Origin of the sequence: Bradyrhizobium sp. SZCCT0148, from assembly GCF_018129985.1 — a bacterium.
In the GTDB taxonomy this organism is placed as follows: Bacteria; Pseudomonadota; Alphaproteobacteria; order Rhizobiales; family Xanthobacteraceae; genus Bradyrhizobium; species Bradyrhizobium japonicum_H.
The window spans coordinates 1,124,383-1,147,697 of record NZ_JAFCKT010000001.1 but is presented as its reverse complement, the minus strand read 5'-3'; the positions used below and the strand labels follow the sequence as shown (position 1 = coordinate 1,147,697).

Annotated in this window: 25 protein-coding genes, 2 tRNA genes and 1 pseudogene; 17 read left to right on the top strand and 11 right to left on the bottom strand. The window is 64.0% G+C overall.

From position 1 onward, the window contains the following. Nucleotides 1-109 precede the first annotated feature (109 nt). The 5 genes and pseudogenes from JQ580_RS05500 (at nt 110) to JQ580_RS05480 (ending at nt 3,476) form a co-directional block, all read left to right on the top strand. Nucleotides 110-871, top strand: a pseudogene (locus tag JQ580_RS05500) (SIR2 family NAD-dependent protein deacylase). A gap of 198 nt (nt 872-1,069) precedes the next feature. Continuing rightward, nucleotides 1,070-1,729, top strand: coding sequence for a cold-shock protein (locus tag JQ580_RS05495; RefSeq protein ID WP_199581036.1), 660 nt, complete (start codon nt 1,070-1,072; stop codon nt 1,727-1,729). A 139-nt stretch (nt 1,730-1,868) separates the two neighbouring features. Then, nucleotides 1,869-2,354 (top strand): DUF192 domain-containing protein, encoded by a 486-nt coding sequence (locus JQ580_RS05490; protein ID WP_212278660.1) that lies wholly within the window; start codon nt 1,869-1,871, stop codon nt 2,352-2,354. Nucleotides 2,355-2,450: 96 nt separating this feature from the next. Continuing rightward, nucleotides 2,451-2,527, top strand: a tRNA-Pro gene (locus JQ580_RS05485). Between the two features lie 754 nt (nt 2,528-3,281). After that, nucleotides 3,282-3,476 carry a hypothetical protein gene (locus tag JQ580_RS05480; protein WP_212278659.1) on the top strand — a complete coding sequence of 65 codons (195 nt, stop codon included), beginning with the start codon at nt 3,282-3,284 and terminating at the stop codon, nt 3,474-3,476. An 88-nt stretch (nt 3,477-3,564) separates the two neighbouring features. Here JQ580_RS05480 and JQ580_RS05475 read toward each other — a convergent pair whose 3' ends face one another. After that, the gene (locus JQ580_RS05475; RefSeq protein ID WP_212278658.1) at nt 3,565-3,963 is read right to left on the bottom strand and encodes a translational machinery protein; all 399 of its coding nucleotides are present in this window, start codon (nt 3,961-3,963) and stop codon (nt 3,565-3,567) included. A gap of 167 nt (nt 3,964-4,130) precedes the next feature. Next, on the bottom strand, nt 4,131-5,306 hold the full coding sequence (locus JQ580_RS05470; RefSeq protein WP_212278657.1) for an OpgC domain-containing protein: 1,176 nt from the start codon (nt 5,304-5,306) through the stop codon (nt 4,131-4,133). A 253-nt stretch (nt 5,307-5,559) separates the two neighbouring features. Here JQ580_RS05470 and JQ580_RS05465 point away from each other — a divergent pair, with 253 nt between their 5' ends. Both JQ580_RS05465 and JQ580_RS05460 read left to right on the top strand, forming a co-directional pair. Next, on the top strand, nt 5,560-5,865 hold the full coding sequence (locus JQ580_RS05465; RefSeq protein ID WP_014495449.1) for an ETC complex I subunit: 306 nt from the start codon (nt 5,560-5,562) through the stop codon (nt 5,863-5,865). A 312-nt stretch (nt 5,866-6,177) separates the two neighbouring features. Then, nucleotides 6,178-6,672 carry an Lrp/AsnC family transcriptional regulator gene (locus JQ580_RS05460; RefSeq protein WP_212279219.1) on the top strand — a complete coding sequence of 165 codons (495 nt, stop codon included), beginning with the start codon at nt 6,178-6,180 and terminating at the stop codon, nt 6,670-6,672. Between the two features lie 84 nt (nt 6,673-6,756). Here the strand turns inward: JQ580_RS05460 and JQ580_RS05455 are convergent, their stop codons facing one another. Next, nucleotides 6,757-7,785: an AraC family transcriptional regulator gene (locus tag JQ580_RS05455; protein ID WP_212278656.1), complete on the bottom strand. Its 1,029-nt coding sequence runs from the start codon at nt 7,783-7,785 to the stop codon at nt 6,757-6,759. A gap of 144 nt (nt 7,786-7,929) precedes the next feature. Here JQ580_RS05455 and JQ580_RS05450 point away from each other — a divergent pair, with 144 nt between their 5' ends. Genes JQ580_RS05450 through JQ580_RS05435 form a run of 4 tightly spaced genes read left to right on the top strand, consistent with a single transcriptional unit; the run spans nt 7,930 to nt 13,621 of the window. Then, on the top strand, nt 7,930-9,057 hold the full coding sequence (locus JQ580_RS05450) for an isovaleryl-CoA dehydrogenase (RefSeq protein WP_283813952.1): 1,128 nt from the start codon (nt 7,930-7,932) through the stop codon (nt 9,055-9,057). 24 nt (nt 9,058-9,081) lie between these two features. After that, nucleotides 9,082-10,686, top strand: coding sequence for a carboxyl transferase domain-containing protein (locus JQ580_RS05445; RefSeq protein WP_212278654.1), 1,605 nt, complete (start codon nt 9,082-9,084; stop codon nt 10,684-10,686). Nucleotides 10,687-10,690: 4 nt separating this feature from the next. Then, a complete protein-coding gene (locus JQ580_RS05440) occupies nt 10,691-12,694 on the top strand; it encodes an acetyl/propionyl/methylcrotonyl-CoA carboxylase subunit alpha (RefSeq protein ID WP_212278653.1) in 2,004 nt (667 codons plus the stop codon). A 15-nt stretch (nt 12,695-12,709) separates the two neighbouring features. Continuing rightward, nucleotides 12,710-13,621: a hydroxymethylglutaryl-CoA lyase gene (locus JQ580_RS05435; protein WP_212278652.1), complete on the top strand. Its 912-nt coding sequence runs from the start codon at nt 12,710-12,712 to the stop codon at nt 13,619-13,621. A gap of 101 nt (nt 13,622-13,722) precedes the next feature. Here the strand turns inward: JQ580_RS05435 and JQ580_RS05430 are convergent, their stop codons facing one another. Genes JQ580_RS05430 through JQ580_RS05420 form a run of 3 tightly spaced genes read right to left on the bottom strand, consistent with a single transcriptional unit; the run spans nt 13,723 to nt 16,651 of the window. Continuing rightward, the gene (locus JQ580_RS05430; RefSeq protein WP_212278651.1) at nt 13,723-15,081 is read right to left on the bottom strand and encodes a TRAP transporter large permease; all 1,359 of its coding nucleotides are present in this window, start codon (nt 15,079-15,081) and stop codon (nt 13,723-13,725) included. Beyond that, nucleotides 15,078-15,632 carry a TRAP transporter small permease gene (locus JQ580_RS05425; RefSeq protein WP_212278650.1) on the bottom strand — a complete coding sequence of 185 codons (555 nt, stop codon included), beginning with the start codon at nt 15,630-15,632 and terminating at the stop codon, nt 15,078-15,080. Before JQ580_RS05425 ends, JQ580_RS05430 begins: the two co-directional genes overlap by 4 nt. Continuing rightward, nucleotides 15,629-16,651: a TRAP transporter substrate-binding protein gene (locus JQ580_RS05420; protein ID WP_212278649.1), complete on the bottom strand. Its 1,023-nt coding sequence runs from the start codon at nt 16,649-16,651 to the stop codon at nt 15,629-15,631. Before JQ580_RS05420 ends, JQ580_RS05425 begins: the two co-directional genes overlap by 4 nt. A 334-nt stretch (nt 16,652-16,985) precedes the next feature. Here JQ580_RS05420 and JQ580_RS05415 point away from each other — a divergent pair, with 334 nt between their 5' ends. Further along, a complete protein-coding gene (locus tag JQ580_RS05415; protein ID WP_212278648.1) occupies nt 16,986-17,231 on the top strand; it encodes a pentapeptide MXKDX repeat protein in 246 nt (81 codons plus the stop codon). A gap of 118 nt (nt 17,232-17,349) precedes the next feature. Here the strand turns inward: JQ580_RS05415 and JQ580_RS05410 are convergent, their stop codons facing one another. Then, nucleotides 17,350-17,697, bottom strand: a complete 348-nt coding sequence (locus JQ580_RS05410; RefSeq protein WP_212278647.1) for a DUF6481 family protein — start codon at nt 17,695-17,697, stop codon at nt 17,350-17,352. 266 nt (nt 17,698-17,963) lie between these two features. Here JQ580_RS05410 and JQ580_RS05405 point away from each other — a divergent pair, with 266 nt between their 5' ends. The 3 genes from JQ580_RS05405 to JQ580_RS05395 all read left to right on the top strand — a co-directional run bounded on the left by JQ580_RS05405 (nt 17,964) and on the right by JQ580_RS05395 (nt 19,466). Continuing rightward, the gene (locus tag JQ580_RS05405) at nt 17,964-18,200 is read left to right on the top strand and encodes a hypothetical protein (RefSeq protein WP_212278646.1); all 237 of its coding nucleotides are present in this window, start codon (nt 17,964-17,966) and stop codon (nt 18,198-18,200) included. A gap of 75 nt (nt 18,201-18,275) precedes the next feature. Next, on the top strand, nt 18,276-18,518 hold the full coding sequence (locus JQ580_RS05400) for a hypothetical protein (RefSeq protein ID WP_212278645.1): 243 nt from the start codon (nt 18,276-18,278) through the stop codon (nt 18,516-18,518). Nucleotides 18,519-18,692: 174 nt separating this feature from the next. Continuing rightward, nucleotides 18,693-19,466, top strand: coding sequence for a hypothetical protein (locus JQ580_RS05395; RefSeq protein ID WP_212278644.1), 774 nt, complete (start codon nt 18,693-18,695; stop codon nt 19,464-19,466). Between the two features lie 343 nt (nt 19,467-19,809). Here the strand turns inward: JQ580_RS05395 and JQ580_RS05390 are convergent, their stop codons facing one another. After that, nucleotides 19,810-19,983 carry a hypothetical protein gene (locus tag JQ580_RS05390; protein ID WP_212279272.1) on the bottom strand — a complete coding sequence of 58 codons (174 nt, stop codon included), beginning with the start codon at nt 19,981-19,983 and terminating at the stop codon, nt 19,810-19,812. 682 nt (nt 19,984-20,665) lie between these two features. Between JQ580_RS05390 and JQ580_RS05385 the strand changes: the two genes are divergently transcribed. Further along, nucleotides 20,666-20,884: a hypothetical protein gene (locus JQ580_RS05385; RefSeq protein WP_212278643.1), complete on the top strand. Its 219-nt coding sequence runs from the start codon at nt 20,666-20,668 to the stop codon at nt 20,882-20,884. A gap of 135 nt (nt 20,885-21,019) precedes the next feature. Here the strand turns inward: JQ580_RS05385 and JQ580_RS05380 are convergent, their stop codons facing one another. Next, complete coding sequence (locus JQ580_RS05380) at nt 21,020-21,247, bottom strand: DUF2171 domain-containing protein (protein WP_212278642.1); 228 nt, start codon at nt 21,245-21,247, stop codon at nt 21,020-21,022. A gap of 149 nt (nt 21,248-21,396) precedes the next feature. Here JQ580_RS05380 and JQ580_RS05375 point away from each other — a divergent pair, with 149 nt between their 5' ends. Then, entirely contained in the window at nt 21,397-22,680 is a 1,284-nt protein-coding gene (locus JQ580_RS05375) for a hypothetical protein (RefSeq protein ID WP_212278641.1), read from the top strand. A 32-nt stretch (nt 22,681-22,712) separates the two neighbouring features. Here the strand turns inward: JQ580_RS05375 and JQ580_RS05370 are convergent, their stop codons facing one another. Next, on the bottom strand, nt 22,713-22,940 hold the full coding sequence (locus JQ580_RS05370; protein WP_212278640.1) for a hypothetical protein: 228 nt from the start codon (nt 22,938-22,940) through the stop codon (nt 22,713-22,715). A 142-nt stretch (nt 22,941-23,082) separates the two neighbouring features. Next, a tRNA-Arg gene (locus JQ580_RS05365) sits at nt 23,083-23,159 on the bottom strand. Nucleotides 23,160-23,315 lie beyond the last annotated feature (156 nt).

Sequence of the window (23,315 nt, the reverse complement as noted above, 5' to 3'; positions counted from 1 at the left end):
GAGGGGCGGAAAAAATTGCCGAGCGCATTGCGTTAGCGCTTGATAAGAGCGTCAGCAATCTTGCCGCGTGCGATTGTTGCTGTCAGGCAAACCGAGTCGGGAGTTGCGATTGATTGCATCGGATCTTCAGAGCGGCGTTGAACGCCTCGGCGAGATGATCGCCGAGGCAAGGGTCATCGTGCCGTTCACGGGCGCCGGCATCTCGACCGAATGCGGCATTCCCGACTTCCGCTCGCCGGGGGGAATCTGGACGCGCAACCGTCCGATCCCGTTCGACGAGTTCGTCGCGAGCCAGGAGGCGCGGGACGAATCCTGGCGCCGCCGTTTTGCGATGGAAGAGGTGTTCGCGGCGGCAAAGCCCGGCCGCGGCCATCGGGCACTCGCCTCGCTCTAAGGCGCGGGCAAGGTTCCCGCCGTCATCACCCAGAACATCGACAACCTGCACCAGGCCTCAGGTGTCGCCGGCGACGACGTGATTGAACTCCATGGCAATACCACTTATGCGCGCTGTATCGGATGCGGCCAGACCTATCCGCTCGATTGGGTGAGGCAGCGCTTCGACGGCGACGGCCTCGCGCCCAACTGCACCGCCTGCGACGAACCGGTGAAGACCGCCACGATATCCTTCGGTCAGATGATGCCCGACGATGAAATGCGGCGCGCGACCGCACTGTCGCGAGCCTGCGATCTCTTCATCGCGATCGGTTCCTCGCTCGTGGTGTGGCCCGCGGCGGGCTTTCCGATGATGGCGAAGAACGCCGGTGCTCGTCTGGTGATCATCAACCGCGAGCCGACCGAACAGGACGACCTCGCCGACCTCGTCATCCACGATGACATCGGCGAAGCGCTCGGGCCCTTTACCGGCAATTGAGGCGTCAGTTTGATTCGCGGCTGTGCAAGCTGTTCATAGGTTCCGGCTGATCTCTTTTTTGTCTATGCCTCGCAACCGGGAGTGTTATCTTTTGAGTCGAAAGATTCGCGTCGCGTCCATTTGAGAACATTCTCTTAAGACGCGTGATTCGAGCGCCGCCGATGTGGCGGGTTGCATGGCAGTGTGGGGTCCGGGGTTATGGGGTCGTCGGACGGATTTGAGTCCAAGAAGCTCGGAGTTCCCGGGCAAATATCGCCCGGGCGGATCACGCCGGGCGAGCACGGCGGTGCCGGTCGCGACAGCGCGCTCAGTCCGTTCAGCGGGTTGGGAGAGGCCAGCGCCAATCTCGTCGAGGTCCACGGCGTCATCAAATGGTTCGACGCTTCCAAAGGTTACGGCTTCATCGTTCCCGACAACGGCTGGCCTGACGTACTCCTGCACGTCACCGTGCTTAGGCGTGACGGCTTTCAGACCGCTTATGAGGGCGCCCGCATCGTCGTCGAATGCATCCAGCGCGCCAAGGGTTACCAGGCGTTCCGCGTGGTCTCGATGGACGAGTCGACCGCAATCCATCCGGCGCAGATGCTGCCGCCACGCACCCACGTCACGGTCACCGCGACCAGCGGGCTGGAACGGGCCCAGGTCAAATGGTTCAACCGGCTGCGCGGCTTCGGCTTCCTGACCTGCGGCGAGGGCACGCCCGACATCTTCGTGCACATGGAGACGCTGCGCCGCTTCGGCATGACCGAGCTCAGGCCCGGCCAATACGTCCTGGTCCGCTTCGGGCCCGGCTCCAAGGGCATGATGGCGGCCGAGATCCATCCCGAGACCGGATCGCCGGGATTGCAGTCGCACTAGGTGCGGCACATCTCGGGCTCTGGCTTTCATTTCCCGCAATCGTGAGCATTAGAGGCGCGCTGGCAGGCCGGCGCGCCTCTGGCTTTTCCGGCGACCGCCGCGTAAGGACTGGTTTCCGTCCTACGCCTCGAGTGCCCCCATGAATCCTGATCGCAAGGCTGTCTGGTCCGCTCTGAAGGGCTGGCTTGCCGCCGTCCTCGTCATCGCCGGTTGTGCCGTTGCCGGCGCGCCCTCCCACGCCGCCAGCTTCCAGCCGCTCGAGATCGTCACCAAGAACGGCGTGCAGGTGTTCTCGGTGGAGATGGCGACGACCGAGGAGGAGAAGCAGACCGGCCTGATGTACCGCAAGGAACTCGCGGACGGCAAAGGCATGCTGTTCGACTTCAATCCCGAGCAGGAAATCTCAATGTGGATGAAGAACACCTATGTCTCGCTCGACATGATCTTCATCAGCGCCAACGGCCGCATCCTGCGCATCGCCGAAAACACCGAGCCGCTGTCGACCAAGATCATCTCGTCCCGCGGGCCCGCCCGGGCCGTGCTGGAGGTGGTGGCGGGCACGGCGCAGAAATACGGCATCCGGCCCGGCGACCGTGTCGGCCACCCGCTGTTCGGCAGCAAATAGCGCGGGCAGGCGGCGGCCGCCCTGGGGGCTTGCTGCCGCCTTGGGTGTCTTGCTGGCACGCTGGGAAGCGTGTATCGACGGGGCTCGCCGGACATTCGGGGTATAGCGCAGCCTGGTAGCGCGGCAGTTTTGGGTACTGCAGGTCGTTGGTTCGAATCCAGCTGCCCCGACCAGTCCCGGGGTTCGATCTCCGAGACATTTCCCTGCGGCCTGCGACGTGATCCGACAGGCGGCGCTTCCGGTGGTCCCGCGATTTCTGCGCGATGTTTCAAGTCATTGTCCTGCCCACCAGGACAGAATTGCCGACGCCGCGTCGAACCTTTGGCTGTCGCCACAGACATATGTGTGTTGGGGATTTCAGCGCCCAATGTCTAAACGGACGCCGCCAAGCGATGATATTCCGCTTGCGCGGCGTTGCGCTTTTTCAGGTGTGCTTTTTCGGATCCGGCCGATCAGCTGGAAGCGTACCAGCCGAGCGGGAACGGCAGCAGCGGCCATATCCCGTGGTTATCGTTGGCGGCTTTTGGCTGTTGCGCCGGCGTCCTCGCGATGGGCGCAGGCGGTGTCGATGCCAGCGTCAGGCGCAGGCGTTCACATTGCAAATTCATTGTGGTCGCCCTGACGAATCGTCTCGAAATTCAGCTTACAAAATTGGACGTCAGCTCAATCAATTAGCAACGCGCCCGAATGGCGCGGTCATTCTCAAATCGTGCGCGCATTCTAGGTAATTCGGCGGCGGCTTTCAACCGATCTCGGCTCCAGGCCGGGAGAGGTAAGGTTGACCGGTTAGGTTAAGGACGAGCGGCTGTTGCGGCCGCTTCGGCGATCGTTATCAGATCGATTGCGGCTCGTGATGGGCTGCCCGACGTTCGTGCTCGCACACGGTCACGGTTCGTCGCAGCGCACGTATCCTGTGAGTTCTGCGTCATGTCCTCCGATCGCAACTTCAAAACCGCCGGCCCGCAATCGAGCTGGAGCGAGATCTGGCACCTCTGGACCGTGATCGTGCCCCGCCGCTCGATCAACGGGCAGCTCGTGGTCGGCAAGGTCTGGCGCCGCCACGACGGCCGCGACTGGATCTACAAGAAGTTCACCGAGTTCGACGGCGAAGAAGCCGCCTGAAGCGCGATGTGCCCGGATGAGCCGTCATCGCGCCCCGGGCAATTCCTGAGGCCGTACGGCCCCGACCCGCGGGTCGTTCGACCGCAGCCTATCCCGGCGCCTGGACGCGCGGCAGCGGCAGCTTGAAGTGACGTTTCGCATAGGCGACGATTTCGGCGTCCGAGGGATGATCGGCGGCTTCCACCGCGGCTATCCGCTTGGCGACATCGGGGGCGTTCGCGCGAATGTGGCTGGCAAGCTCCGTCTTTGCGCTGGCCGGACCGATGATGAGGATCTCACCGGCATCGGCCAGGGCTTTGGTCACCTCGCCGTAAAACGCCTTGTCAGGGGCGGCATGGCCGCTGCCGACCGTGTTGGCCTTGTGATGAAGGTGACGCGTCGCCAGTTGCGGATGCAACGTGATTTCGTCCGAGCCGCTCAGGCCGAGATGGAAGATCCTGGCCTGCGAATGGTCGATCCATACCACGGCATGAAAATGAGAGGGCATGTGCTTATGGCCTTGTCCGAGGGGAGGCCGCCGGTGCGGCGGCGCGTGTCATAACGACACTAGACCGACCGTCGCCGGCTCCGGTTGACCCAAGTCAACCGCACTCTGACCATCGACTAGGCTCGTGGCGATTGAAGAGGCGGCTCTAACCGGCAGGCGTTCCTAGCTCAGGCCGTCTTCGTCGCGGCTGTCGCAGGCTTGGGCGGCGGTGGCTTGAGCGGCTTGTCCTGCTTCTTCGACCACGAAATGTAGTATGCGACCGTCGTCATGATGGCGATGCCGGCGACGCTGACGAAGATCTGCGCGAGCAGCGAGCCGGAGCTCATCGACAGCTCGAAATGGCCGACGAAGGACAGGAACACGCCAACGCAGAACACGGCGAGCGATTGCTGGCCGCAGACGATCAGGGGATCGAACACTCTCCATTCCAGCCCCGGCCATTCCTTCGGCACGAAGCGGATCACCAGGATCACGATCACGACGAAGTGGATGAAGCGGTAGGGCGCGAGGTTGGTCTTGTCGTTCGGGTTGAAGGCCGAGAACAGCCACTCCGGGAACATGCCGCCGAACGCGGGGAAGCGGCCGGCCATGGTCATGACCAGCGCGAACAGGAGATAGCCGAGACACAGATAGAGCGTGATCGGTGCGTTGATCAGCGTCATCGAGCGCCGCGCGCCGCCCATCGCGCACCAGGCGCCGAACACGAACAGCACCTGCCAGCAATACGGGTTGAAGTACCACTGGCCGGCCGGATAGGCGTTCAGATTCCAGCCGAAATGGCGGGCCGTCAGCCACAGGACGATCGATAGCGCCATCGTCAGATCGGGCTTGCGCAGCATGAACCACAGGACCGGCGGAAACAGGCCCATCAGCACGATGTAGAGCGGCAGCACGTCGAGATTGAGCGGCTTGAAGCGCAGGAACAGGCCCTGGCGCAGCGTCTCGGTCGCGTTGTCGACGAGGCCGGCGACGTTGAACTCGTTGATCATCTCGCTGTCGCCGAAGCGCAGCGCCAGATAGCTGATCGAGGCGATATAGATCACGAACAGGATGATGTGGGCGACGTAGAGCTGCCAGACCCGCTTGGTCAATCTGGTGGCGCCGACCAGGAAGCCGCGGTCCAGCATCATCCGGGCATAGACGAACGAGGCGGTATAGCCGGAGATGAACACGAACAGATCGGCGGCGTCGGAAAAGCCGTAATTGCGCGTCGTCACCCAGTTCACGACGTTGTCGGGAATGTGGTCGAGGAAGATTGCCCAGTTCGCGACGCCGCGAAACAGGTCGAGCCGGAGGTCACGGCCTTTTTCAGGAAGCGTGGCGTTGATGTTCAGGAAGGCCATGCGACGGAAGCTCTCGAAGGGGACGGATACGCCGAAATCGGCGAGATGGGGCCGCCGGGCGGGACCCCGGCGCGGAAGACGGGTACGCAATTGTCACGGTGCAGCATAATGACTATACCGTCGGGGAGGGTGCCGGGGCCGGAATCACCGATCAGTTCCCAACCGGTGTCTCTATACTATGCCCGCGGTTTCCACCAACTGCCACCGTGACGCATCGAAATCGAACGAAAGACGAAAGAGGCCCGGATCACCCATGACCGCACGCATTTTCAAGCCCGCCAAAAACGCGATGCAATCCGGCCGGTCCAAAACGAAGGAATGGCAGCTCGACTACGAGCCCGAGCAGCCGCGCTCGGTTGAGCCGCTGATGGGCTGGACTTCGTCCGGCGACATGAAGCAGCAGATCACGCTGCGCTTCCACAGCAAGGAAGAGGCGGTCGCCTATTGCGAGCGCAAGGGCATCGCCTACCAGGTCATCGAGCCCCAGGATTCGATCCGCCGCCCGGTCGCCTATGCCGACAATTTCTCGTTCCGCCGCGGCGAGCCCTGGACGCATTGAGGGCGGCTGGCGCGGTCCATTCCACATCATTCCTCGCGATTGACTTCATGCCGGGGCTTGTCCCGGTTGCGTGGCCGCAAACCGCTTTGGCGAGGCGAAGGCACGGGCATCCACGTTTTTGCAACCGGAAATGGCTGGATAGCCAGGACATAGGCGAGCGGAAGCAAAGCCGGGGTTCGGATGGCTATTCCCGGCCCCGAGGGCGGAGAGGCCGCTCGAACGCTATGGCGCTATGCGCCGTGTCAGCCTCTTGGCACCCCTTCCGCCCCGTGCTTCGCTGCCGCTCATGACACGACCATGACGGGGCAGGGTATGGCCGGGCGTGACCAGCTCGACGGCGTCGATCTGAGGATATTATCCGAGCTGCAGCAGGACGGGCGAATCCGCAACAACGAGCTGGCGCTGCGCGTCGGCGTGTCCGCGCCGAACTGCTTGCGGCGGTTGAAATCGTTGTTTGGCCGCGGCGTGATCCGGGCGGTGCGGGCCATCATCGACGAGCGGCGGCTCGGCTATGAGGTGGTGTCGTTCGTCTCGATCCAGCTCGGCAGCCAGGCGCAGCCGGTGCTCGAGGCGTTCGAGAACTCGATCGCCGCGATCCCGCGCATCCAGCAGTGCTGGCGGATCTCGGGCGACACCGACTATCTCCTCAAATGCGTGGCGCCGAGCGTCGAGAGCATGCGGCAGCAGCTGCTGCACTTCGCCGCGATGCCGGACGTGAAGAACGTCCGCAGCTTCCCGGTGCTGGGTGTTGCGAAGGATGTGCCGCTGCCGTTGCAAGACGTCGCGGCGGCGGCGTCGGCGAGCTAGCGCGGTCTGCCTGTCATGAGGTGAACGGCGCTCGCCTGTTTGGATTGACGCGACGAGGCCCGACGCCCCATTCCGGATGAAGTTTCAGCGATACCTGCCGCGAAACTCTCGCGGGCTCGCGCCTGTCCAGGTGCGGAAGGCGCGGGAAAAGCTCTTCTCATTGCGGAAGCCGGCGATCTCCGCGATGCGCTTGATCGGCGCACGTCCACGCATCAGCTCTTGTTTTGCCAGTTCGAACTTTGCCTCTTCCTTGAGATCGCGCAGCGAGGTGGCCTCCTCGCGCAGGCGCCGATGCATGGTGCGGGTTGATAGCGCGAGCTCGCTTGCGACATCCTCGGCGCCGAGACTGCGGCCGCGCCCATTGCGAAGCACGCGGCGAACGCGCTCGACCAGCAGCCGGTCGCGCCTGTAAGGGAGCACGGTCAGCCGCAACGCGCCCTTGAGCATGCTGTCGAGATCGGCCGCGCTGCGCGTGAATGGCAGCGAAAGATAGTGCTTGTCGAAGACGATGCGGGCGCTGCCGGCATCGAAGCTCAGGTTCTTGCAGAAGATGGTCGGATAGACCGAGACATGGCCGGGCTCGGCAAAGGGAAATTCCGCCGCGCGCAGCGCGATGGCGGAATCGACCGCCCAGCATGAAAAGCCGAGTACGTAACGGAGCAGGGTGACCAGGCAGAATTCCCGGAGATTTCCGAGGTCGCGCTGCTCGCGAATGGAGATGGTCGCGGTCTCGTCGCCAACCGCGAGCTCGAACAGCACGTCCTCGGTCAACAGCCGATGATGCCGGCACCAGCGCTTGAGAGCGACTTCGAGATTGGGCGCCGTGATCGAGGCGCGGCACAGCATGCCATAGGTGCCCCAGGGCAGCCGGCGCGTGAACCAGCCGAGCGCCTCGTCGTCGAGCTCACGCATGGCGTGACCGGCCAATGCCTCGAACTGGGCCGCTGTGATACGTCCGTCCCCGGAATAGACGAGGTCTTCGGTGACCTGGCCCTTGCCCAGGGCCTCGGTCGCGTCCCCCCCGTAGCGGGCATAAGCGGCGACCACACCGCGGACGAAGGCGGCGGGGGTCATGGCACGGCGGGGCGTCGCGGTGGCGGCTTGAAAAGGCATGAAAAATCCTCGCCAAAGTTGGCGGAAAATGCAACCTTTTCGACCGCCAAGGCGCCCGGACGGAGGTAGGTTCGGGCGATAAAAGACGGAGGAATCGCCTTGAACATCCCGAGCATCGATTTCGATCTGGGCGAAGACATCAGCATGCTGCGCGACACCGTGCGCGCCTTCGTGGAGGCGGAGATCACGCCCCGCGCCGCTGAGATCGAGAAAGCCAATCTGTTCCCGGCCGACCTCTGGAAGCGCCTTGGCGACCTCGGCCTGCACGGCATGACCGCGCCGGAGCAATATGGCGGCTCGAACATGGGCTATCTCGCCCACATCGTTGCCATGGAGGAGGTCTCGCGCGGCTCCGCAGCCGTTGGCCTGTCTTACGGCGCCCACTCCAACCTTTGCGTCAACCAGATTCGCCGCAACGGCAACGACGCGCAGCGGCAGCGCTATCTGCCGAAGCTGATCTCCGGCGAGTATGTCGGCGCGCTCGCGATGTCCGAGCCCGGTGCGGGATCGGACGTGGTCTCGATGAAGCTGCGTGCCGACAAGCGCGGCGATCGCTATGTGCTCAACGGCTCCAAGATGTGGATCACCAATGGCGGCGATGCCGACGTGCTGGTGGTCTACGCCAAGACCGATCCGGAGGCCGGCCCACGCGGCATGACCGCCTTCCTGGTCGAGAAGGGTTTCAAGGGCTTCACCCACGGCCAGCATCTGGACAAGCTCGGCATGCGCGGCTCCAACACCTATCCGCTGTTCTTCGACGAATGCGAGGTGCCCGAGGAGAACGTGCTCGGCAGGGTGGGCGAGGGCGTCAAGGTGCTGATGTCCGGGCTCGACTATGAACGCGCAGTGCTCTCGGGGGGGCCGCTCGGGATCATGGCCGCCTGCATGGATGCGGTTGTGCCCTACATGCACGAGCGCAAGCAGTTCGGCCAACCGATCGGTGACTTCCAGCTGATGCAGGGCAAGCTCGCCGACATGTATTCGACCTGGCAGGCCACGCGCGCCTACGTCTATGCGGTGGGCCGCGCCTGCGACCGCGCCGACCACGCCCGCAGCTTGCGCAAGGACGCGGCGGCTGCGATCCTCTATTCCGCGGAGAAGGCAACGTGGATGGCGGGCGAGGCAATCCAGGCGCTTGGCGGCGTCGGCTATACCAGTGACTTCCCCGTGGGGCGCCTGTGGCGCGACGCGAAGCTGTACGAGATCGGCGCTGGGACGTCCGAAGTTCGCCGCATGCTGATCGGCCGCGAACTGATGTCCGAGACGGACTAACACCTTCACTCCATTGGAATCAACATGCCGCTCCATTCCAGCATCGATCCGTCGTCGTCAGACTTTGCGCGCAACTCCGAGGCCATGCGCTCGCTTGTCGCGGACTTGCGCGAAAAGCTCAGCCAGGTCGCTGGCGGCGGCGGCGAAGTCTCGCGCAACCGGCACACCTCGCGCGGCAAGATGCTGGCGCGCCAGCGGGTCGATCTGCTGGTCGATCCCGGCACCTCGTTCCTGGAGCTGTCGCCGCTCGCGGCCTACGGCCTTTATGGCGGTGACGTGCATTCGGCCAGCGTGGTGACCGGGGTCGGGCGCATCGCGGGCCGCGAATGCGTCATCGTCGCCAACGACGCCACCATCAAGGGCGGCACCTATTACCCCATGACCGTGAAGAAGCACCTCCGCGCGCAGGATGTGGCGCGGCAGAACAATCTTCCCTGTGTTTACATGGTCGATTCCGGCGGGGCCTTCCTGCCGCTGCAGGACGAGATCTTTCCGGACGAGCGGCATTTCGGCCGCATCTTCTACAACCAGGCGCAGATGTCCTCGCAGGGCATTCCGCAGATCGCGATCGTGATGGGCTCGTGCACCGCCGGCGGTGCCTATGTCCCGGCGATGTCGGATGAGAGCATCATCGTGCGCAACCAGGGGACCATCTTTCTCGGCGGTCCTCCCCTGGTGAAGGCCGCGACCGGCGAGGTCGTCAGCGCGGAGGAGCTCGGCGGCGCCGACGTGCATTCGCGTCAGTCGGGCGTCACGGACCATTATGCGCAAAACGATGCCCATGCGATCGGCATCGCGCGGCGCATCGTCGGCACGCTGAAGCCGTCGGCACGGCCTCATCTCAACATGCATCCGCCGCGAGATCCGCTGTTCGCTGCCGAGGAGATCTACGGCGTGGTACCCGTCGACGGCCGCAAGCCGTTCGACGTACGCGACATCATCGCCCGGGTCGTCGACGGCTCCGAGTTCGACGAGTTCAAGAAGCTTTACGGCACTACGCTGGTGTGCGGCTTCGCCCACATCTGGGGTTATCCGGTGGGCATCATCGCCAACAACGGCATCCTGTTCAGCGAGAGCTCGCTGAAGGGCGCACATTTCATCGAGCTGTGCTGCCAGCGCGGTATCCCGCTGGTGTTCCTGCAGAACATCACCGGCTTCATGGTCGGCAAGAAATACGAGGCCGGCGGCATCGCGCGCGACGGCGCCAAGCTGGTCACGGCGGTCGCCACCGCCTCGGTGCCGAAATTCACCGTGGTGATCGGCGGTTCTTACGGCGCCGGCAATTACGGCATGTGCGGCCGCGCCTACTCACCGCGTTTCCTGTGGATGTGGCCGAATGCGCGCATCTCGGTGATGGGCGGCGAGCAGGCCTCGATGGTGCTGAGCCAGGTCCGCCGCGACAACATCGAGGCCAAGGGCGAGAGCTGGTCCAAGGACGAAGAAGATAAATTCCGCGAGCCGATCCGCGCGCAATATGAGAGCCAGGGGCATCCCTATTATGCCACCGCGCGGCTGTGGGACGACGGCGTGATCGACCCCGCCGACACGCGCCTCGTGCTTGGTCTTGGTCTCTCGGCGGCGTCGAATGCGCCGATCGAGCCGACGAAATTCGGCCTGTTCAGGATGTGATGCGATGGACCGCTCAAAGCTCTACCGGCGTTTTCGCACGCTCCTGATCGCCAACCGTGGCGAGATCGCAGCCCGCGTCATCCGCACCGCGCGTGCCATGGGCCTGCGCACGGTCGCGGTCTATTCCGAAGCCGATCGCGACGCGATGCATGTCGCACTCGCGGATGAAGCCGTGCTGCTGGGGCCGGCTCGCGCCCGCGACAGTTATCTCAATGTCGATCGGTTGATTGAAGCTGCGAAGAAGACAGGCGCCGAGGCCGTCCATCCCGGTTACGGATTTCTGTCGGAGAATGCCGAGTTCGCGCAGGCCTGTTACGATGCCGGCCTCGTCTTCGTCGGCCCAACTGCCGACATGATGAACGCAATGGGCTCGAAATCCGGCTCCAAGGCACTGATGGAGAAAGCAGGGGTGCCGCTAGTGCCCGGCTATCACGGCGATGCGCAGGACGACGCCACGCTGGCGAAGGCGGCCGACAAGGTCGGCTTCCCCATCCTGGTGAAGGCCTCCGCCGGCGGTGGCGGCCGCGGAATGCGCATCGTGCGCTCGGCCGAAGAGCTTGCGCCAGCCATCGTCAGCGCCAAGCGCGAGGCCAAGGCCGCGTTTGGCGACGATCGCATGCTGATCGAAAAATATGTCGACAATCCCAGGCATATCGAGGTGCAGATCGTCGGCGACAGCCACGGCAATCTGCTGTCGCTTTTCGAGCGCGAATGCACGCTGCAGCGCCGTCATCAGAAGGTGATCGAGGAGGCGCCGTCGCCGACGCTCAATCCTGCCCAGCGCGAGACGGTCTGTGCCGCCGCGCGAAAAGCGGCGGGCGCCGTGAACTATGTCGGCGCCGGCACCATCGAGTTCGTCTCCGACGGCAAGGATGTATTCTTCATCGAGATGAACACCCGGCTCCAGGTCGAACACCCCGTGACCGAGTTGATCACGGGAATTGATCTGGTCGAGTGGCAATTGCGCGTCGCCTTCGGTGAGGCGCTGCCGCTGAAGCAGGACGAGATCCGGCTCAACGGCCACGCCGTCGAGGCGCGCGTCTATGCCGAGAACCCGACCAAGAATTTCATGCCGTCGGTCGGCAGGATTTCGACCTGGCGCTTGCCGGCAGAAGGCGGGGGCTTGCGGATCGATGCCGGCTATCGCGAGGGCGATAGCGTCTCGCCGTATTACGACGCCATGCTCGCAAAGATGATTGCCTGGGCGCCGACGCGGGAGGTCGCGATCGAGCGGCTGAACCGCGGGCTGGAGGAGTCCGACGTCCGCGGGATCGTCACCAACATCCCGTTCCTGTCGGCGCTGATGACGCATCCGAAGGTGCGGACCAATGCCATCGATACCGGCTTCATCGAGCGCGAACTGGCGGTGCTGACACAGGCGTCGCAGGTGCCGGGTGAGCTCGAGCTCTGTGCGGCCGTCGCTGCTGTTATCAACGGCGAGCAGCAGGCCGCCCAAAGCGAGGCGAATTCGCCCTGGCAGACCTTCGGCTGGCAGCCGGTCGGCCGTCGGCAGCGGCGCTTTGCCTTTCGCGTCGGGCATGGGCCCGAGCAGCAGGTCGTTCTGAACTACGGCAGCGGACCATCGACGCTGGTCATCGGCGAGCGCGAATTGGCGTTCTCGATCGTTGCGAAGGACGGCGGCTTTGACCTGACGCTCGACGGCGTCAAATCGTCGGTCGCCGCGGTCATTACCGGGCACGAGCTTTACTTGCGCACGCGTAACGGCCGCTTCGACCTGCACTGGGTCGATCCGTTCGGCGGCGAGACCGAGGAGCAGACCGGCGCGGACAAGATCGCGGCACCGTTGCCGGGCACGGTCGTCGCCGTGCTGGCGGAGGAAGGGGCGAAGCTGGAGAAGGGCGCCCCGATCCTCACCCTGGAAGTGATGAAAATGGAGCAGACACTTCGCGCGCCCTATGCCGGCGTGCTGACGTCCATCAAGTGCAAGGTGGGCGACATCGTGCAGGAGGGCGTCGAACTCGCCGTGGTCGAGCCTTCGAACGAATGACTGGGGGAGAGTGAGATGAGCGACCAGGTCCGCATCATCGAAATGGGCCCGCGCGATGGGCTCCAGAACGAGAAGACGCCGGTCAGCGTCGAGGACCGTATCGCCTTCATCGAAGCGCTGGTCGGGGCCGGCCTCGATACGGTCGAGGTCGGTGCGTTCGTCTCGCCCAAAGCGATCCCGCAGATGGCGAACTCGGATGCCGTGCTGCGCGGTGTAAGCCACGTCAGGGGCGCCGAGTTCCACGTGCTGGTGCCAAACGAAAAGGGCTATGACGCCGCGCGCGCGGCCGGGGCGACAGTGGCCTCGGTGTTCGCGGCGGCCTCGGAGGGCTTTTCGCGCGCCAACATCAACTGCACGATTGCAGAGTCGATCGAGCGCTTCAAGCGGGTGCTGGCGCGCGCGAAGGCCGATGGCACACCGGTGCGCGGCTATATTTCCTGCGTGCTCGGTTGTCCGTTCGACGGCGAGATCAAGCCGAAGGCAGTGGCTGATCTGGCGAGCACGCTGTGGGATCTCGGCTGCTACGAGATCTCGCTCGGCGACACCATCGGCGTCGGCACGCCTGATAAGGCCAGGGAGATGCTGCGCGCGGTTGCCGCCAACATCCCGCCGGCAAAGCTTGCCATGCACTTCCACGACACTTACGGGCAAGCGCTCGCCAATCTCTATGCGGGGATGGAGGAGGGCGTGCGCGTCATCGATGCCGCCGCCGGCGGCCTCGGTGGCTGTCCCTACGCGCCGGGTGCGACCGGCAATGTCGCGACTGAGGATGTCGTCTACATGCTCGAAGGCATGGGCGTCAGGACCGGCGTCGACATGGAGAAGCTGCTCGCTGCCACCAACACGATGAGCGACGTGCTCGGCAAGCCGCCGGTGAGCCGCGTGGCGTCCGCGCTGAATGCGAAGAGGAAGCGGGCTGCTTCGTAGGACGGGCTAAGGCACGTAGCGCCGTGCCCACCATCCCTTAGGAAGAGTATCTGCGGATCGGCGGGCACACTTCGCTTTGCCCACCCTAAGGCAATTGGAAGCTAGTGGCTCCCGTCCGGCCCCATCACCAGATCCGGCAGCCCGGTCGAGATTCCCGGGAAGAAACATAGCAACAGCACTGCGAGCATCATCAGCAGCACGAACGGCAGTGTGCCCCAGATCACCTCGCGCAGCGGAATGTCCGGTGCGACGTTGCGGATGACGAAGATGTTGAGGCCGACGGGGGGATGGATCAGTCCCATCTCCATCACGATGGTCATGACCACGCCGAACCAGATGATGTCGAAATTGGCGGCGCGTAAGGGAGGCAGGATGATCGGCGCGGTCATGAGAATGATGGAAACCGGCGGCAGGAAGAAGCCGAGCACGACCACCATGACGAGGATCGCAAACAGCAGTTCCCAGCGCGGCAGGTGCATCGCGACGATGGATTCGGCGACCGACTGCGAGATGTGCAGATAGCTCATCACGTAGGAATAGAGCAGCGACATGCCGATGATCATCATCAGCATGGTCGATTCCCGGATCGTCGACTTCATGATCGGTGCGAGGTCGCTCGGCCGCCAGACGCTGTAGATCGCCGCGATCAGCGCCAGCGCCAGCAGTCCGCCAAGGCCGGCGGTCTCCGACGGGGTGGCGTAGCCGCCATAGAGCGCGATCATGACGCCGGTAAGCAGCAGCACGAACGGGATCACGCGCGGCAGTACGCTGAAGCGTTCGGCCAGCGTATATTCGTCGCGCTGCAGGATCGGCGCCTCCGGGCCGCCATTCTTGTAGACCGCTTCGGCCGCGGCGTATTCCTGGCGGAAACGGATGACAGCGTAGGCACCGAACAGCGTGACGAGCAGCAGGCCCGGCCCGATGCCGGCGAGAAACAGCCGCCCGAGCGATTTTTCGGCTGCGACCGCGAACAGGATCATGGTGATCGATGGCGGCAGCAGGATGCCAAGCGTGCCGCCGGCAGCGATGATGCCGGCCGCAAAGCCGCCGGAGTAGCCGCGCTTGCGCATCTCGGGGATGCCGGCCGAGCCGATCGCCGAGCAGGTTGCGGGCGACGAGCCCGCCATCGCCGCGAAAAGTGCGCAGGCGAACACGTTGGCGACGCCGAGGCCGCCGGGCACGCGGTGCAGCCAGGCATGAAGGGCTGAATAGAGATCCTGGCCGGCGCGCGACTTGCCGATCGCCGCGCCCTTCAGGATGAAGAGCGGGATCGACAACAGTGTGATCGAGGCCATTTCCTCGTAGACGTTCTGAGTCACCGTATCGAGCGACGCTGTGGGCATGTAGATGCCCATAAAGACGATCGCGACCGCGCCGAGCGCGAATGCGATCGGCATGCCCGAGAACATGACGAGCAGTGTCGCAACGCCGTAGGCGATGCCTATTCCTAACACGCTCATGAACGCTTGGCTCCGGTGAAGGGCAGCGCAAGCTGCACGAGGATCTGGATGCAGAGCAGGCTCATGCCGAGCGCCATCAGCGAATAGGGGATAGCGAGCGGCGGCGACCACATCGAGTTCGAGACCTGGCCGTCGACATAGGCCTCGTGGGCCAGCGTCCAGGACTTCCAAGTGAAGAAGGCGCAGAACAGGAACGTGACGGCATCGACCAGCCAGAGCCTGATCCGGTTCGCCAGCGGCGACAGCAGGCCGACAAAAGCCTCGATGCCGATATGGCCGCGGTTCTGCTGCACATAGGCGGCCGTCATGAAGGTGGCACCGACCAGCAGGAACACGGCGGCCTCGTCCTGCCAGTAATTGGCGGCCTTGAACAGGGCACGGCTGAGCACGCTGTAGCTCAGGATGGCGCAGGCCGCGACCAGCGCGATCGCGGCGAACACGACGATGATGTTGTTGAGGATGGCGAGACCGCGATCAATCGCCGCCGCAGGGCCCGTGCCTGCGGCAGCGTCAGAGCGGGCGTCACGATCCGGAATCGGACCGTGGCTCATGCCGCGACGTCGGTGGCGAGCTTGAGCAGGTTTGCAGCGGTCGCGGTCTTGGCGCTGTAGTCCTTCCAGGCCGTGTCGCGGGCGATGTCGCGCCACTTGCCGACGGTCGCGGCATCGAGCGCCGAGACCTTCGCGCCGGCCTTCTCGTAGACCTTGGCGACCTCGACGTCGTCGTCCTGCGCACCCTTGCGGCCGAAGGCTTCGAGCTCGGTGCCGACCGCGAGCAGGATGTCCTGCTGGTTTTTCGGCAGCTTGTCGAAGATCGCTTTCGACATCATCAGCGGCTCGAGCATGAACCAGTAGGATGCGCCGGCCCCTGAGGTCAGCGACTTCGCGACCTCTTCGAGACGGAACGAGATCAGGCTGGTCGAGGAGGTGATGCCGGCATCGCAGGCGCCGGTCTGCATCGCCGCGTAGATTTCATTCGAGGGCACCGAGAGCACCGAAGCGCCGGCGGTCTGCAGCACCATGTCCATCTCGCGCGAGCCGCCGCGCACCTTGAGGCCCTTCGCGTCTTCCGGCGCGACGATCGCCTTGGAGCGGCTGGCGACGCCGCCGGCCTGCCACACCCAGGTGAGCAGGATGATGCCCTTGTCGGCGAGGAAGTCGGTCAGCGCCTTGCCGACCGGCTCCTTCTTCCAGCGCAGGCCCTGGTCGTAGGTGGTCACGAGGCCGGGCATCAGGCCGATATTGGTCTCCGGCAATTCGCCGCCGGCGTAGGGCATCGGATAGAGGCTGATGTCGAGCGCGCCCTTGCGCATCGCGGAGAACTGCGCGTTGGTCTTGATCAGCGACGAGTTCGGGTAAATCTCGGCGGCGATGTCGCCATTGCTGCGCTTGGCAACTTCAGCTGCGAACATGCGACAGAGCCGGTCGCGGAAATCGCCCTTGTCGATGGTGCCGCCCGGGAATTGATGCGAAATCTTCAGTGTGGTCGCGGCATGGGCCGTCCCGGTGCCGAAGCGGAGGATGGCGGGTGCAGCGACAGCGGTCGCGATCAGATGGCGGCGCGTGAGCATGGTGTGATCCCTTGAACGTTTCTTTGGACGGTTCTTGTTGGCGTGATGTGAGCGGGTCGTGCGACCGGTGCGTAGGCCCATCCTAGCCGGTCTTTCACCCGATATTCTCTCATCTGATAGTTCGAGACCGAATGCGGGGGCAAGGGGGTGGCCGTGCTGCGCTGCAGCACCTGGGCCGTTCGCAATCGGTGGGGCCCGCGCGTCCGCGATTGCGAGAGGCGGCAACGCCTCAGAATTTTATCGGCGAGGCCGTAACAACGCCGGGCGTCACTCCGTCGAAACTGAGTAGCGGCGTCCGTCGCTGACAAACTCAATCCCGAAGGGAATTGCACTCATGATCATTCGTACCCGCATCGTGCTCGGCGTCTCCGCTGCCGTCCTCTCGCTTGGCCTCGCGCTCGCGCCGGCCGCCTTTGCTCAGGACAAGATGGGCAAGGATGACGGCATGATGAAAAAGGACACGATGTCCAAGGACGGCATGATGAAGAAGGACACCATGTCCAAGGACGACGGCATGAAGAAGGATCACATGTCGAAGGACGGCATGAAGAAGGACGACGGGATGATGAAGAAGAACTGATCTTCTCTCGTCGTGGCAGCGTTGGCGACAGGCAAACGCGCGCCAAAAAGCCAGGGGCAGTCACGCCGACCGCCCCTGAGTCTTTCAGTCCAAATTCAATTGAACGTGACTGCGATAGCTACTTACGCTTCGCCTTGCGGGCGGCATAGCGAGCGTCGCGCTTGGCCTTTTGCTCGGCTTCGGCTTCGGCCGCCCTTGCGATGGCTTCTTCGGCTTCGCGGGCGATCCGGGCGGCTTCGAGCGCGGCAGCCTCTTCTGCAAGGCGCTTCTGCTCGGCCTTCTCGGCCTCGCGCGCAGCCTTCGCCTCGGCCCGCTTGGCCGCGAGGGCCTCGCGCTCGGCACGCTTCGCCACAACCGCGGGATCATCGGCCCCGGGCTGCGACTTGAATTTGTTCAAAAGGTTTTTGCGTGCGTCCTGCGCCGCCTTCTGCCGGTCTGCGAAACCGGGTTCCCTGAATCCACTCATCGACGAGCCTTGTCTTCCTCGCTTCCGATCCTACATCACATCGGTTGGTACGTCGGCTGGGCATAGCAGGCGCCACGCGACGCAGAAGCGTTTACATCGCCGCGCGTCGCTACGCCACCCATAATCGCAGCCGATCAGGTAGACGAAAAGTCGCCGCCCAGACGACCTCATCGTAGCCCGGAAAAACTGCCGAATTGTGATGTCCCTCATAAGGGACCACGAGGGCGACGCCTAGCGTCCGCCCCGATACGTGACGGAGCACGGGCATGACGATCTTCCACTTCCGCCTGAAGGCGCTCGCGATCGCCTTGGCTTTGGTTGCCGCGGCGGGGGCCGCGCTGCTGCTCGCTCGTCCGCAGCCCATCGAGAGTGCCGTCCTGGGGGCTGACTGGGAATGTACCCAGACCGCGTTCGTGCTCACGACCTGCGCACCGCGGCTCCAGCAGGCGATTCCGGCGGTCGAAACCTCGCGCAAGGATGCGATCCGGGCGACCCGGGGCTGAGCCTGCCGAATGGGGCCCGGATGTGACGGGGCGTCGCAGAGGTGGTAAGCCGGCTCGCCCGCGCAACAGGTTGCCATGCCCACGTCCAAGCCCGAGTCCAAGCTGGAGTCCGCCCCCGACCCGGGCGAGAAGCCGAAATCCCGGCCGAGGCCCCAATCCGGTGACAGCCGTCGCGGTGCCATCGCCGGCTTGATCATCGCGATCCTGATCCTCGGCGTCGGCTGGTGGCTCGCGCGGGACCTCACCGCAGCCAGCAAGATGCAGGACTGTCTGATGTCCGGGCGACGCAATTGCAACGTGATCGAACCGGCCCGCTAGATGCGCCCCCACGCGGTCCGTCGAGCCGAAAAAATGCCCTGATCCTACCATTTGTAACGCGACTTAGCCGACCAAGCGGGGTCAGCTATATCAGCCGGCATCAAGCCAAGCGCGATTCGAAGCGTGTATCGCGGCGGGCACCACGGCAATCGAGAAAGTTGGGGTCAAGCACGCATGACTGCGTTCAGTCGCATGAAGATCATCATTCCCGTGGTTTCGGCCATGTCGTTGCTCGCGATTCCGGCGCAAGCCCAGGACGCCAGGCCGCCGAGGGACGCCGGCCAGCCTCCGGCGCGCGCGGGCGCTGGGGCGCCGCCGCCGGACAGCCAGACCATCCGCAAGAGCCCGCCGCAGCAGGCGGCCCGGCCCGCGCCGCAGCCCAATGGCCCGCCCCATGCCGGTCCCGGTCCGCACGGCGCCGGCGGTCCGCCGCCGGGACGTCACGTCGCCCGTGGTCCCGCTCCGACGCGCGACTGGGGCGGACAGGTCTACCGGGGCAATCGCTCTTGGGACGGCGGGCGCTGGCGCCACGAAGTCCACAACGGCCGCTCCGGCTGGTGGTGGGACGTTGGCGGTGTCTGGTATTATTATCCGCAACGGATGGCTGGCCCGCCCGGCTATATCTCTGAAGAGTACTACGATGACGTGCCGGTGGCCTACGCCCCGCCGCCGCCTCCGGTCGCCTATGCACCGCCACCTCCGCCTCCGCCGCCGGCTGATCCCGGCGTAAGCGCGCTGGGCGGCGCCATCGTCGGCGGCGTGCTCGGTGGATTAATCTCAGGCAATGCGAGCGGGGCGGCCGCGGGCGCGGTTCTCGGCGGCGCGACCGGAGCCATCGCGGGTGCCACCGCGGCATCCCAGCCGGGCTACTACTGGTCGCAAGGCAATTGTTACTACCGCTATCCGGATGGGCAGTACGTGCCGACTGATCCGCGGGCGTGCCGCTAAAGGCACTGCTTTCATGCTGAGCTGACGGAGGCGGGCGCATTTGCCCGCCTCTTTTCATATTTTGGTGCCGTCACCGATTGTCCGAGAGGTCTCTCGGTCCGGCGTTCGGCGGCGCACAACAACTGCCTCAAAAAAGCACTGGCTCCCGGCGCGGCTTCACGCGATTCTCAAAAGAAAAAATTTGGGAAAGCGATTCGCGGGGACGTGGGACATGCTGGATGCAATCCAGATCAGCTTGGCGCTTTGGGCCATGATCGTTTGCGGCGGGATCAAGATGGGGCAGGTGGTGCACTGCCTGTTCTGAAGCGTCGCAAGCCCTGAGCGCGCCAACGCTCGCGCTGCGTCACACCAGCCAGTTGAAGAACGCAATCGCGCCCCAGACCAGGCCGGCGATCCAGGCCACCATCACGACGCCGATGGTCCCGAGATAGGCGATACCGAGCAGGTCGGCCCTTTGTCGTTGCGTCGGGACGTGGGCCGGGGCTGCTGCTTCGTGTGTCATGACGGGAAATGCCATCGATGTCTCCGCGTGCTGCCGAGAGTGTCGAGGTATGGTTTAACCGAGATACCGGTCGCAGACTGTGACGCAATTCACAGTTGGCCTGGATGAACTCAGCCGAATGGCTTCGCAAGCAGTCATGGGTGGTGAGCCAGTCGCCCGCACCCCCCGTCTGGCAAATGCAGACGTTACCCCGCAATCATACGGATGAAATTGCCATGTGCTGGTCCAGATGGCCGGCTAGAGTCCGGTCTCATGTGTATCAAGTACGACCCACAGCACGAAGCGGAGGCCGCAATGAAGCGGGCCGCGGCATCGGAAGGTGCCGACCGGCAACGGCTGATCCAGTTGGCCCTTGCCTGGCACGAGCTGGCCCGCGAACGCCGCGATGAGCGGGCGGACTGAGGCCCTTCTCTGGGGATTTTCGCAGAACGATGCGGGCCGCGATCGGTGGCAGAGGGCTGATCTCAATGAGAAAAACCCCGTGCTCGGGGGACAAGCACGGGGCCCTTCAAAGCCGACCGGGGCAGGGAGGTCGGCACCACCAGATTTCGTGTCTTCCAACGTACCGGTCGAGATCTCGTTCCGTGCCGCGACGCATTTTGTTGTGCCGTGTTCGATAGGCTCAGCGTTGTGCTGGGAGGCTCGGCTTGCTCGCGCTCGAACAGGAACCTCCGTTCCCTGCGGACGTTGGCCGTCCATGACCGACCCCGAGTTGCGCACACAATCCTTCGACATCGCCTGGAAATATCTCGACCGATCCGGCTTGCTGACAGGCGAGCGCGAGGACTCCGCCCGCTTCATCCTGAACCGGATCGACAGGTTGATGCTGCGAGGAGAGCGGCGCAGGCTGTTGTTGTCGAATGCCGCGATCGACGCGTACCGCTTGCGACCGATGCTCGTGTCCGTCGCTACGTGATCGATCCGCTCCGATCCGACGAAACGCAACGTTAAGACATCGGCAGCGCCGATATTGAGATTGCGATTCGTCCTGTTTGGAACGAAGCGGAGTCGGATCGTGAACAAACATGATGCCCCACGAACTGCTCGATGTTCAGGTGGCTTCCGTCTTCGGTATGGCGTCGGCATTCATCGAAAGTTTCACGACATCGCCTTCGACGGCGCCGACATATTTTGTGTCGATGTAATGATGATGATCCTTGTGACCTTCCGGGCTGTCCTTGCGCGTCAGCTTGATGCGGTTGCCTTCGACGCTGTCGACCGTGCCGACATGTGCGCCGCCTTTGCCGATGATTTTCATATGCTCGCTGATCTCAGACATGTCGTCCTCCTTGTCTGGTCCCAACAGCGAAGCTCGACGTTCGTTGCAGGCGCATGCGCAATAGGAGCCAACGCGCTTGCCGCACGTTGAAGGCCCGTTTCGCCAACGAAAACCCCGATCTCCTGAGACGTCGATCTGCCAAAATGCCCATGGAGAGCATTGAAGCCTATCTTGAACGGAAGCACTGCGAACTCCGGCTGTTGAATGACTGCCTGAGCCATCGTCTCGATTTGACACGTCCGCGATCGGTCGACGAGGTCGTCGCGGCCAAATTCCGGATCACTGCGGCGCTCAGGGCAGAGCACGAGCTGCAGGCGTGGAAGGCGACGGAAACGTCCTGGTCGCACGCCGCCAAACCTGTCAGCGGGCCGTTCGAGTTCCGCTACGATTACCAGCGGGCCGATCTTACCGTGCGCGGTCCTTCCTTCTACGAGCTCGACAGCGGCATGAGCGAGGCGATCTATACGGCTTCAGGCATGGCCGCGATCTCAGCTGTGCTGCTCGCCTCGGCGCAAATCGTCGAGAAGGCTGATTTGCTTGTGCTACCCGGCTCCTATGGCGAGACGCTGGAGCTGATCGAGGGCCTGGTTCCTCATCTGCGGCTCGTGGCTTTGAGTCTGCCGCTGGGCGATGCATTCGCTTCGGCGAACTCGCCCAAGATTTTGTTGCTGGATTCGTGCTCCCTCGCCGGCGCTTTCGAGGCGGCGGTCCGAAGCGACGGCTCCGGTCTCGATCTCGTGATTTTCGATACGACATGCTTCGCGGGCAGCTCGGGCCGGATCCGGCGTGTCCTGAGCTGGGCACGGCGTTACGGCATTCCGCTGGTGCTGGCGCGAAGCCACAACAAGCTCGATTCGCTCGGGGCTGAATATGGCCGCCTCGGCTCGGCGGTTTTCGTGCGGGGGGATGATCACCGGCAGCGATCGAGGCGGCCTGAATGGACGCGTCTTGAAGCCGAAACCCGCAACGCGGTGCGACTGCTCGGCGGCGCGGCGTTGCCGGCGCACTTCCCACCCTTTGTCGGCAGCGCGACCTACTGGGCCCTCACGAAGCGGCGTGTCGCGGCGATCTTGCGCAACGGTCGAAGCACGGCGCGCTATTTTGCTGCAAGGCTCCCGGCGCTGTCGTCCGAACTCCATTTCGCCCATGGTCTCTACGTCACCTTGCGGGGCCGTCGCCCTCTCGACGAGGCGAGCGCGCGGCAGGCCGCCGAGGACATGAGTAACCAACTCCGCGCCGAGGGCTTCCCGATTCGCCATGCCGGCAGCTTCGGTTTCGACTTTGCCGCGACCGAATGGTTTCACGACGCGACAACGGACCAGTACAGCGTGCGGGTGGCGGTCTCCGACCTGCCGACGCAGGTGTGGGACGGTCTCACCGCGGCCATCGTGCGGTGGTGGCAGGTTCGTCAGGCGAGAGGTGGCGAAGGTTGATTATCGTGGCTTGCGCGGAAGAGACGCCTCGATCAGTCGATCGCCAGGCAATGCTCCAAGACCGGCTTTTCGTTGTTGTCACGGGTGGGACGCGCCCACTCCTGAACGGCGAAGGACAGTTGATGCTGGCCCATGGCGGCGCCGATGATCGATGCTTGAGCCACCTTGATGGGCCTCGTGATCACGCTGGGGTTCACAACGCCAGCGTCAATGGCCAGATATGACATCGCGACGATTGCCACCGCGAATGCAATGGCCATTCTCGTCCATTCGGCTGGAAGCATCGGAGTCCTTAACCGGGCGCAATTTGCCCGGCGCTTACATAGGACTGATCGGCGCCGTTCAAAGGCCGGCGTATGGTTACCCACGCGTTCGTGAAGGGCGGTGGATTCAGAATGAGGCTGGCGATCCCGGCAGGAATCGAACCTGCAACCCTCAGAGTAGAAATCTGATGCTCTATCCAGTTGAGCTACGGGACCGTCTTGAGCCGCCCCGGAGACGAGGCGGCTGTTCATCTACCATGCCAAATATGAAAAATATCGTCTTTCGCCAAGTCTGAACCGAACCGTTTTGCTCAGAGCCGCGACAAAGCGAGACGGTGGCATGTCAGGGTGCCGGGTTGAGCGGCAGCGGAC

Excerpts from the sequence above, each read along its gene's own strand:
- JQ580_RS05395 (WP_212278644.1), top strand. The coding sequence starts at position 18,693 with ATGACTGCGTTCAGTCGCATGAAGATCATCATTCCCGTGGTTTCGGCC.
- JQ580_RS05385 (WP_212278643.1), top strand. The coding sequence starts at position 20,666 with ATGACCGACCCCGAGTTGCGCACACAATCCTTCGACATCGCCTGGAAA.
- JQ580_RS05420 (WP_212278649.1), bottom strand. The coding sequence starts at position 16,651 with ATGCTCACGCGCCGCCATCTGATCGCGACCGCTGTCGCTGCACCCGCC.
- JQ580_RS05445 (WP_212278654.1), top strand. The coding sequence starts at position 9,082 with ATGCCGCTCCATTCCAGCATCGATCCGTCGTCGTCAGACTTTGCGCGC.
- JQ580_RS05475 (WP_212278658.1), bottom strand. The coding sequence starts at position 3,963 with ATGCCCTCTCATTTTCATGCCGTGGTATGGATCGACCATTCGCAGGCC.
- JQ580_RS05455 (WP_212278656.1), bottom strand. The coding sequence starts at position 7,785 with ATGCCTTTTCAAGCCGCCACCGCGACGCCCCGCCGTGCCATGACCCCC.
- JQ580_RS05380 (WP_212278642.1), bottom strand. The coding sequence starts at position 21,247 with ATGTCTGAGATCAGCGAGCATATGAAAATCATCGGCAAAGGCGGCGCA.
- JQ580_RS05480 (WP_212278659.1), top strand. The coding sequence starts at position 3,282 with ATGTCCTCCGATCGCAACTTCAAAACCGCCGGCCCGCAATCGAGCTGG.
- JQ580_RS05450 (WP_283813952.1), top strand. The coding sequence starts at position 7,930 with ATGCTGCGCGACACCGTGCGCGCCTTCGTGGAGGCGGAGATCACGCCC.
- JQ580_RS05415 (WP_212278648.1), top strand. The coding sequence starts at position 16,986 with ATGATCATTCGTACCCGCATCGTGCTCGGCGTCTCCGCTGCCGTCCTC.
- JQ580_RS05405 (WP_212278646.1), top strand. The coding sequence starts at position 17,964 with ATGACGATCTTCCACTTCCGCCTGAAGGCGCTCGCGATCGCCTTGGCT.
- JQ580_RS05410 (WP_212278647.1), bottom strand. The coding sequence starts at position 17,697 with ATGAGTGGATTCAGGGAACCCGGTTTCGCAGACCGGCAGAAGGCGGCG.
- JQ580_RS05400 (WP_212278645.1), top strand. The coding sequence starts at position 18,276 with ATGCCCACGTCCAAGCCCGAGTCCAAGCTGGAGTCCGCCCCCGACCCG.
- JQ580_RS05490 (WP_212278660.1), top strand. The coding sequence starts at position 1,869 with ATGAATCCTGATCGCAAGGCTGTCTGGTCCGCTCTGAAGGGCTGGCTT.
- JQ580_RS05430 (WP_212278651.1), bottom strand. The coding sequence starts at position 15,081 with ATGAGCGTGTTAGGAATAGGCATCGCCTACGGCGTTGCGACACTGCTC.
- JQ580_RS05465 (WP_014495449.1), top strand. The coding sequence starts at position 5,560 with ATGACCGCACGCATTTTCAAGCCCGCCAAAAACGCGATGCAATCCGGC.
- JQ580_RS05495 (WP_199581036.1), top strand. The coding sequence starts at position 1,070 with ATGGGGTCGTCGGACGGATTTGAGTCCAAGAAGCTCGGAGTTCCCGGG.
- JQ580_RS05435 (WP_212278652.1), top strand. The coding sequence starts at position 12,710 with ATGAGCGACCAGGTCCGCATCATCGAAATGGGCCCGCGCGATGGGCTC.
- JQ580_RS05440 (WP_212278653.1), top strand. The coding sequence starts at position 10,691 with ATGGACCGCTCAAAGCTCTACCGGCGTTTTCGCACGCTCCTGATCGCC.
- JQ580_RS05375 (WP_212278641.1), top strand. The coding sequence starts at position 21,397 with ATGGAGAGCATTGAAGCCTATCTTGAACGGAAGCACTGCGAACTCCGG.
- JQ580_RS05390 (WP_212279272.1), bottom strand. The coding sequence starts at position 19,983 with ATGGCATTTCCCGTCATGACACACGAAGCAGCAGCCCCGGCCCACGTC.
- JQ580_RS05425 (WP_212278650.1), bottom strand. The coding sequence starts at position 15,632 with ATGAGCCACGGTCCGATTCCGGATCGTGACGCCCGCTCTGACGCTGCC.
- JQ580_RS05470 (WP_212278657.1), bottom strand. The coding sequence starts at position 5,306 with ATGGCCTTCCTGAACATCAACGCCACGCTTCCTGAAAAAGGCCGTGAC.
- JQ580_RS05370 (WP_212278640.1), bottom strand. The coding sequence starts at position 22,940 with ATGGCCATTGCATTCGCGGTGGCAATCGTCGCGATGTCATATCTGGCC.
- JQ580_RS05460 (WP_212279219.1), top strand. The coding sequence starts at position 6,178 with ATGGCCGGGCGTGACCAGCTCGACGGCGTCGATCTGAGGATATTATCC.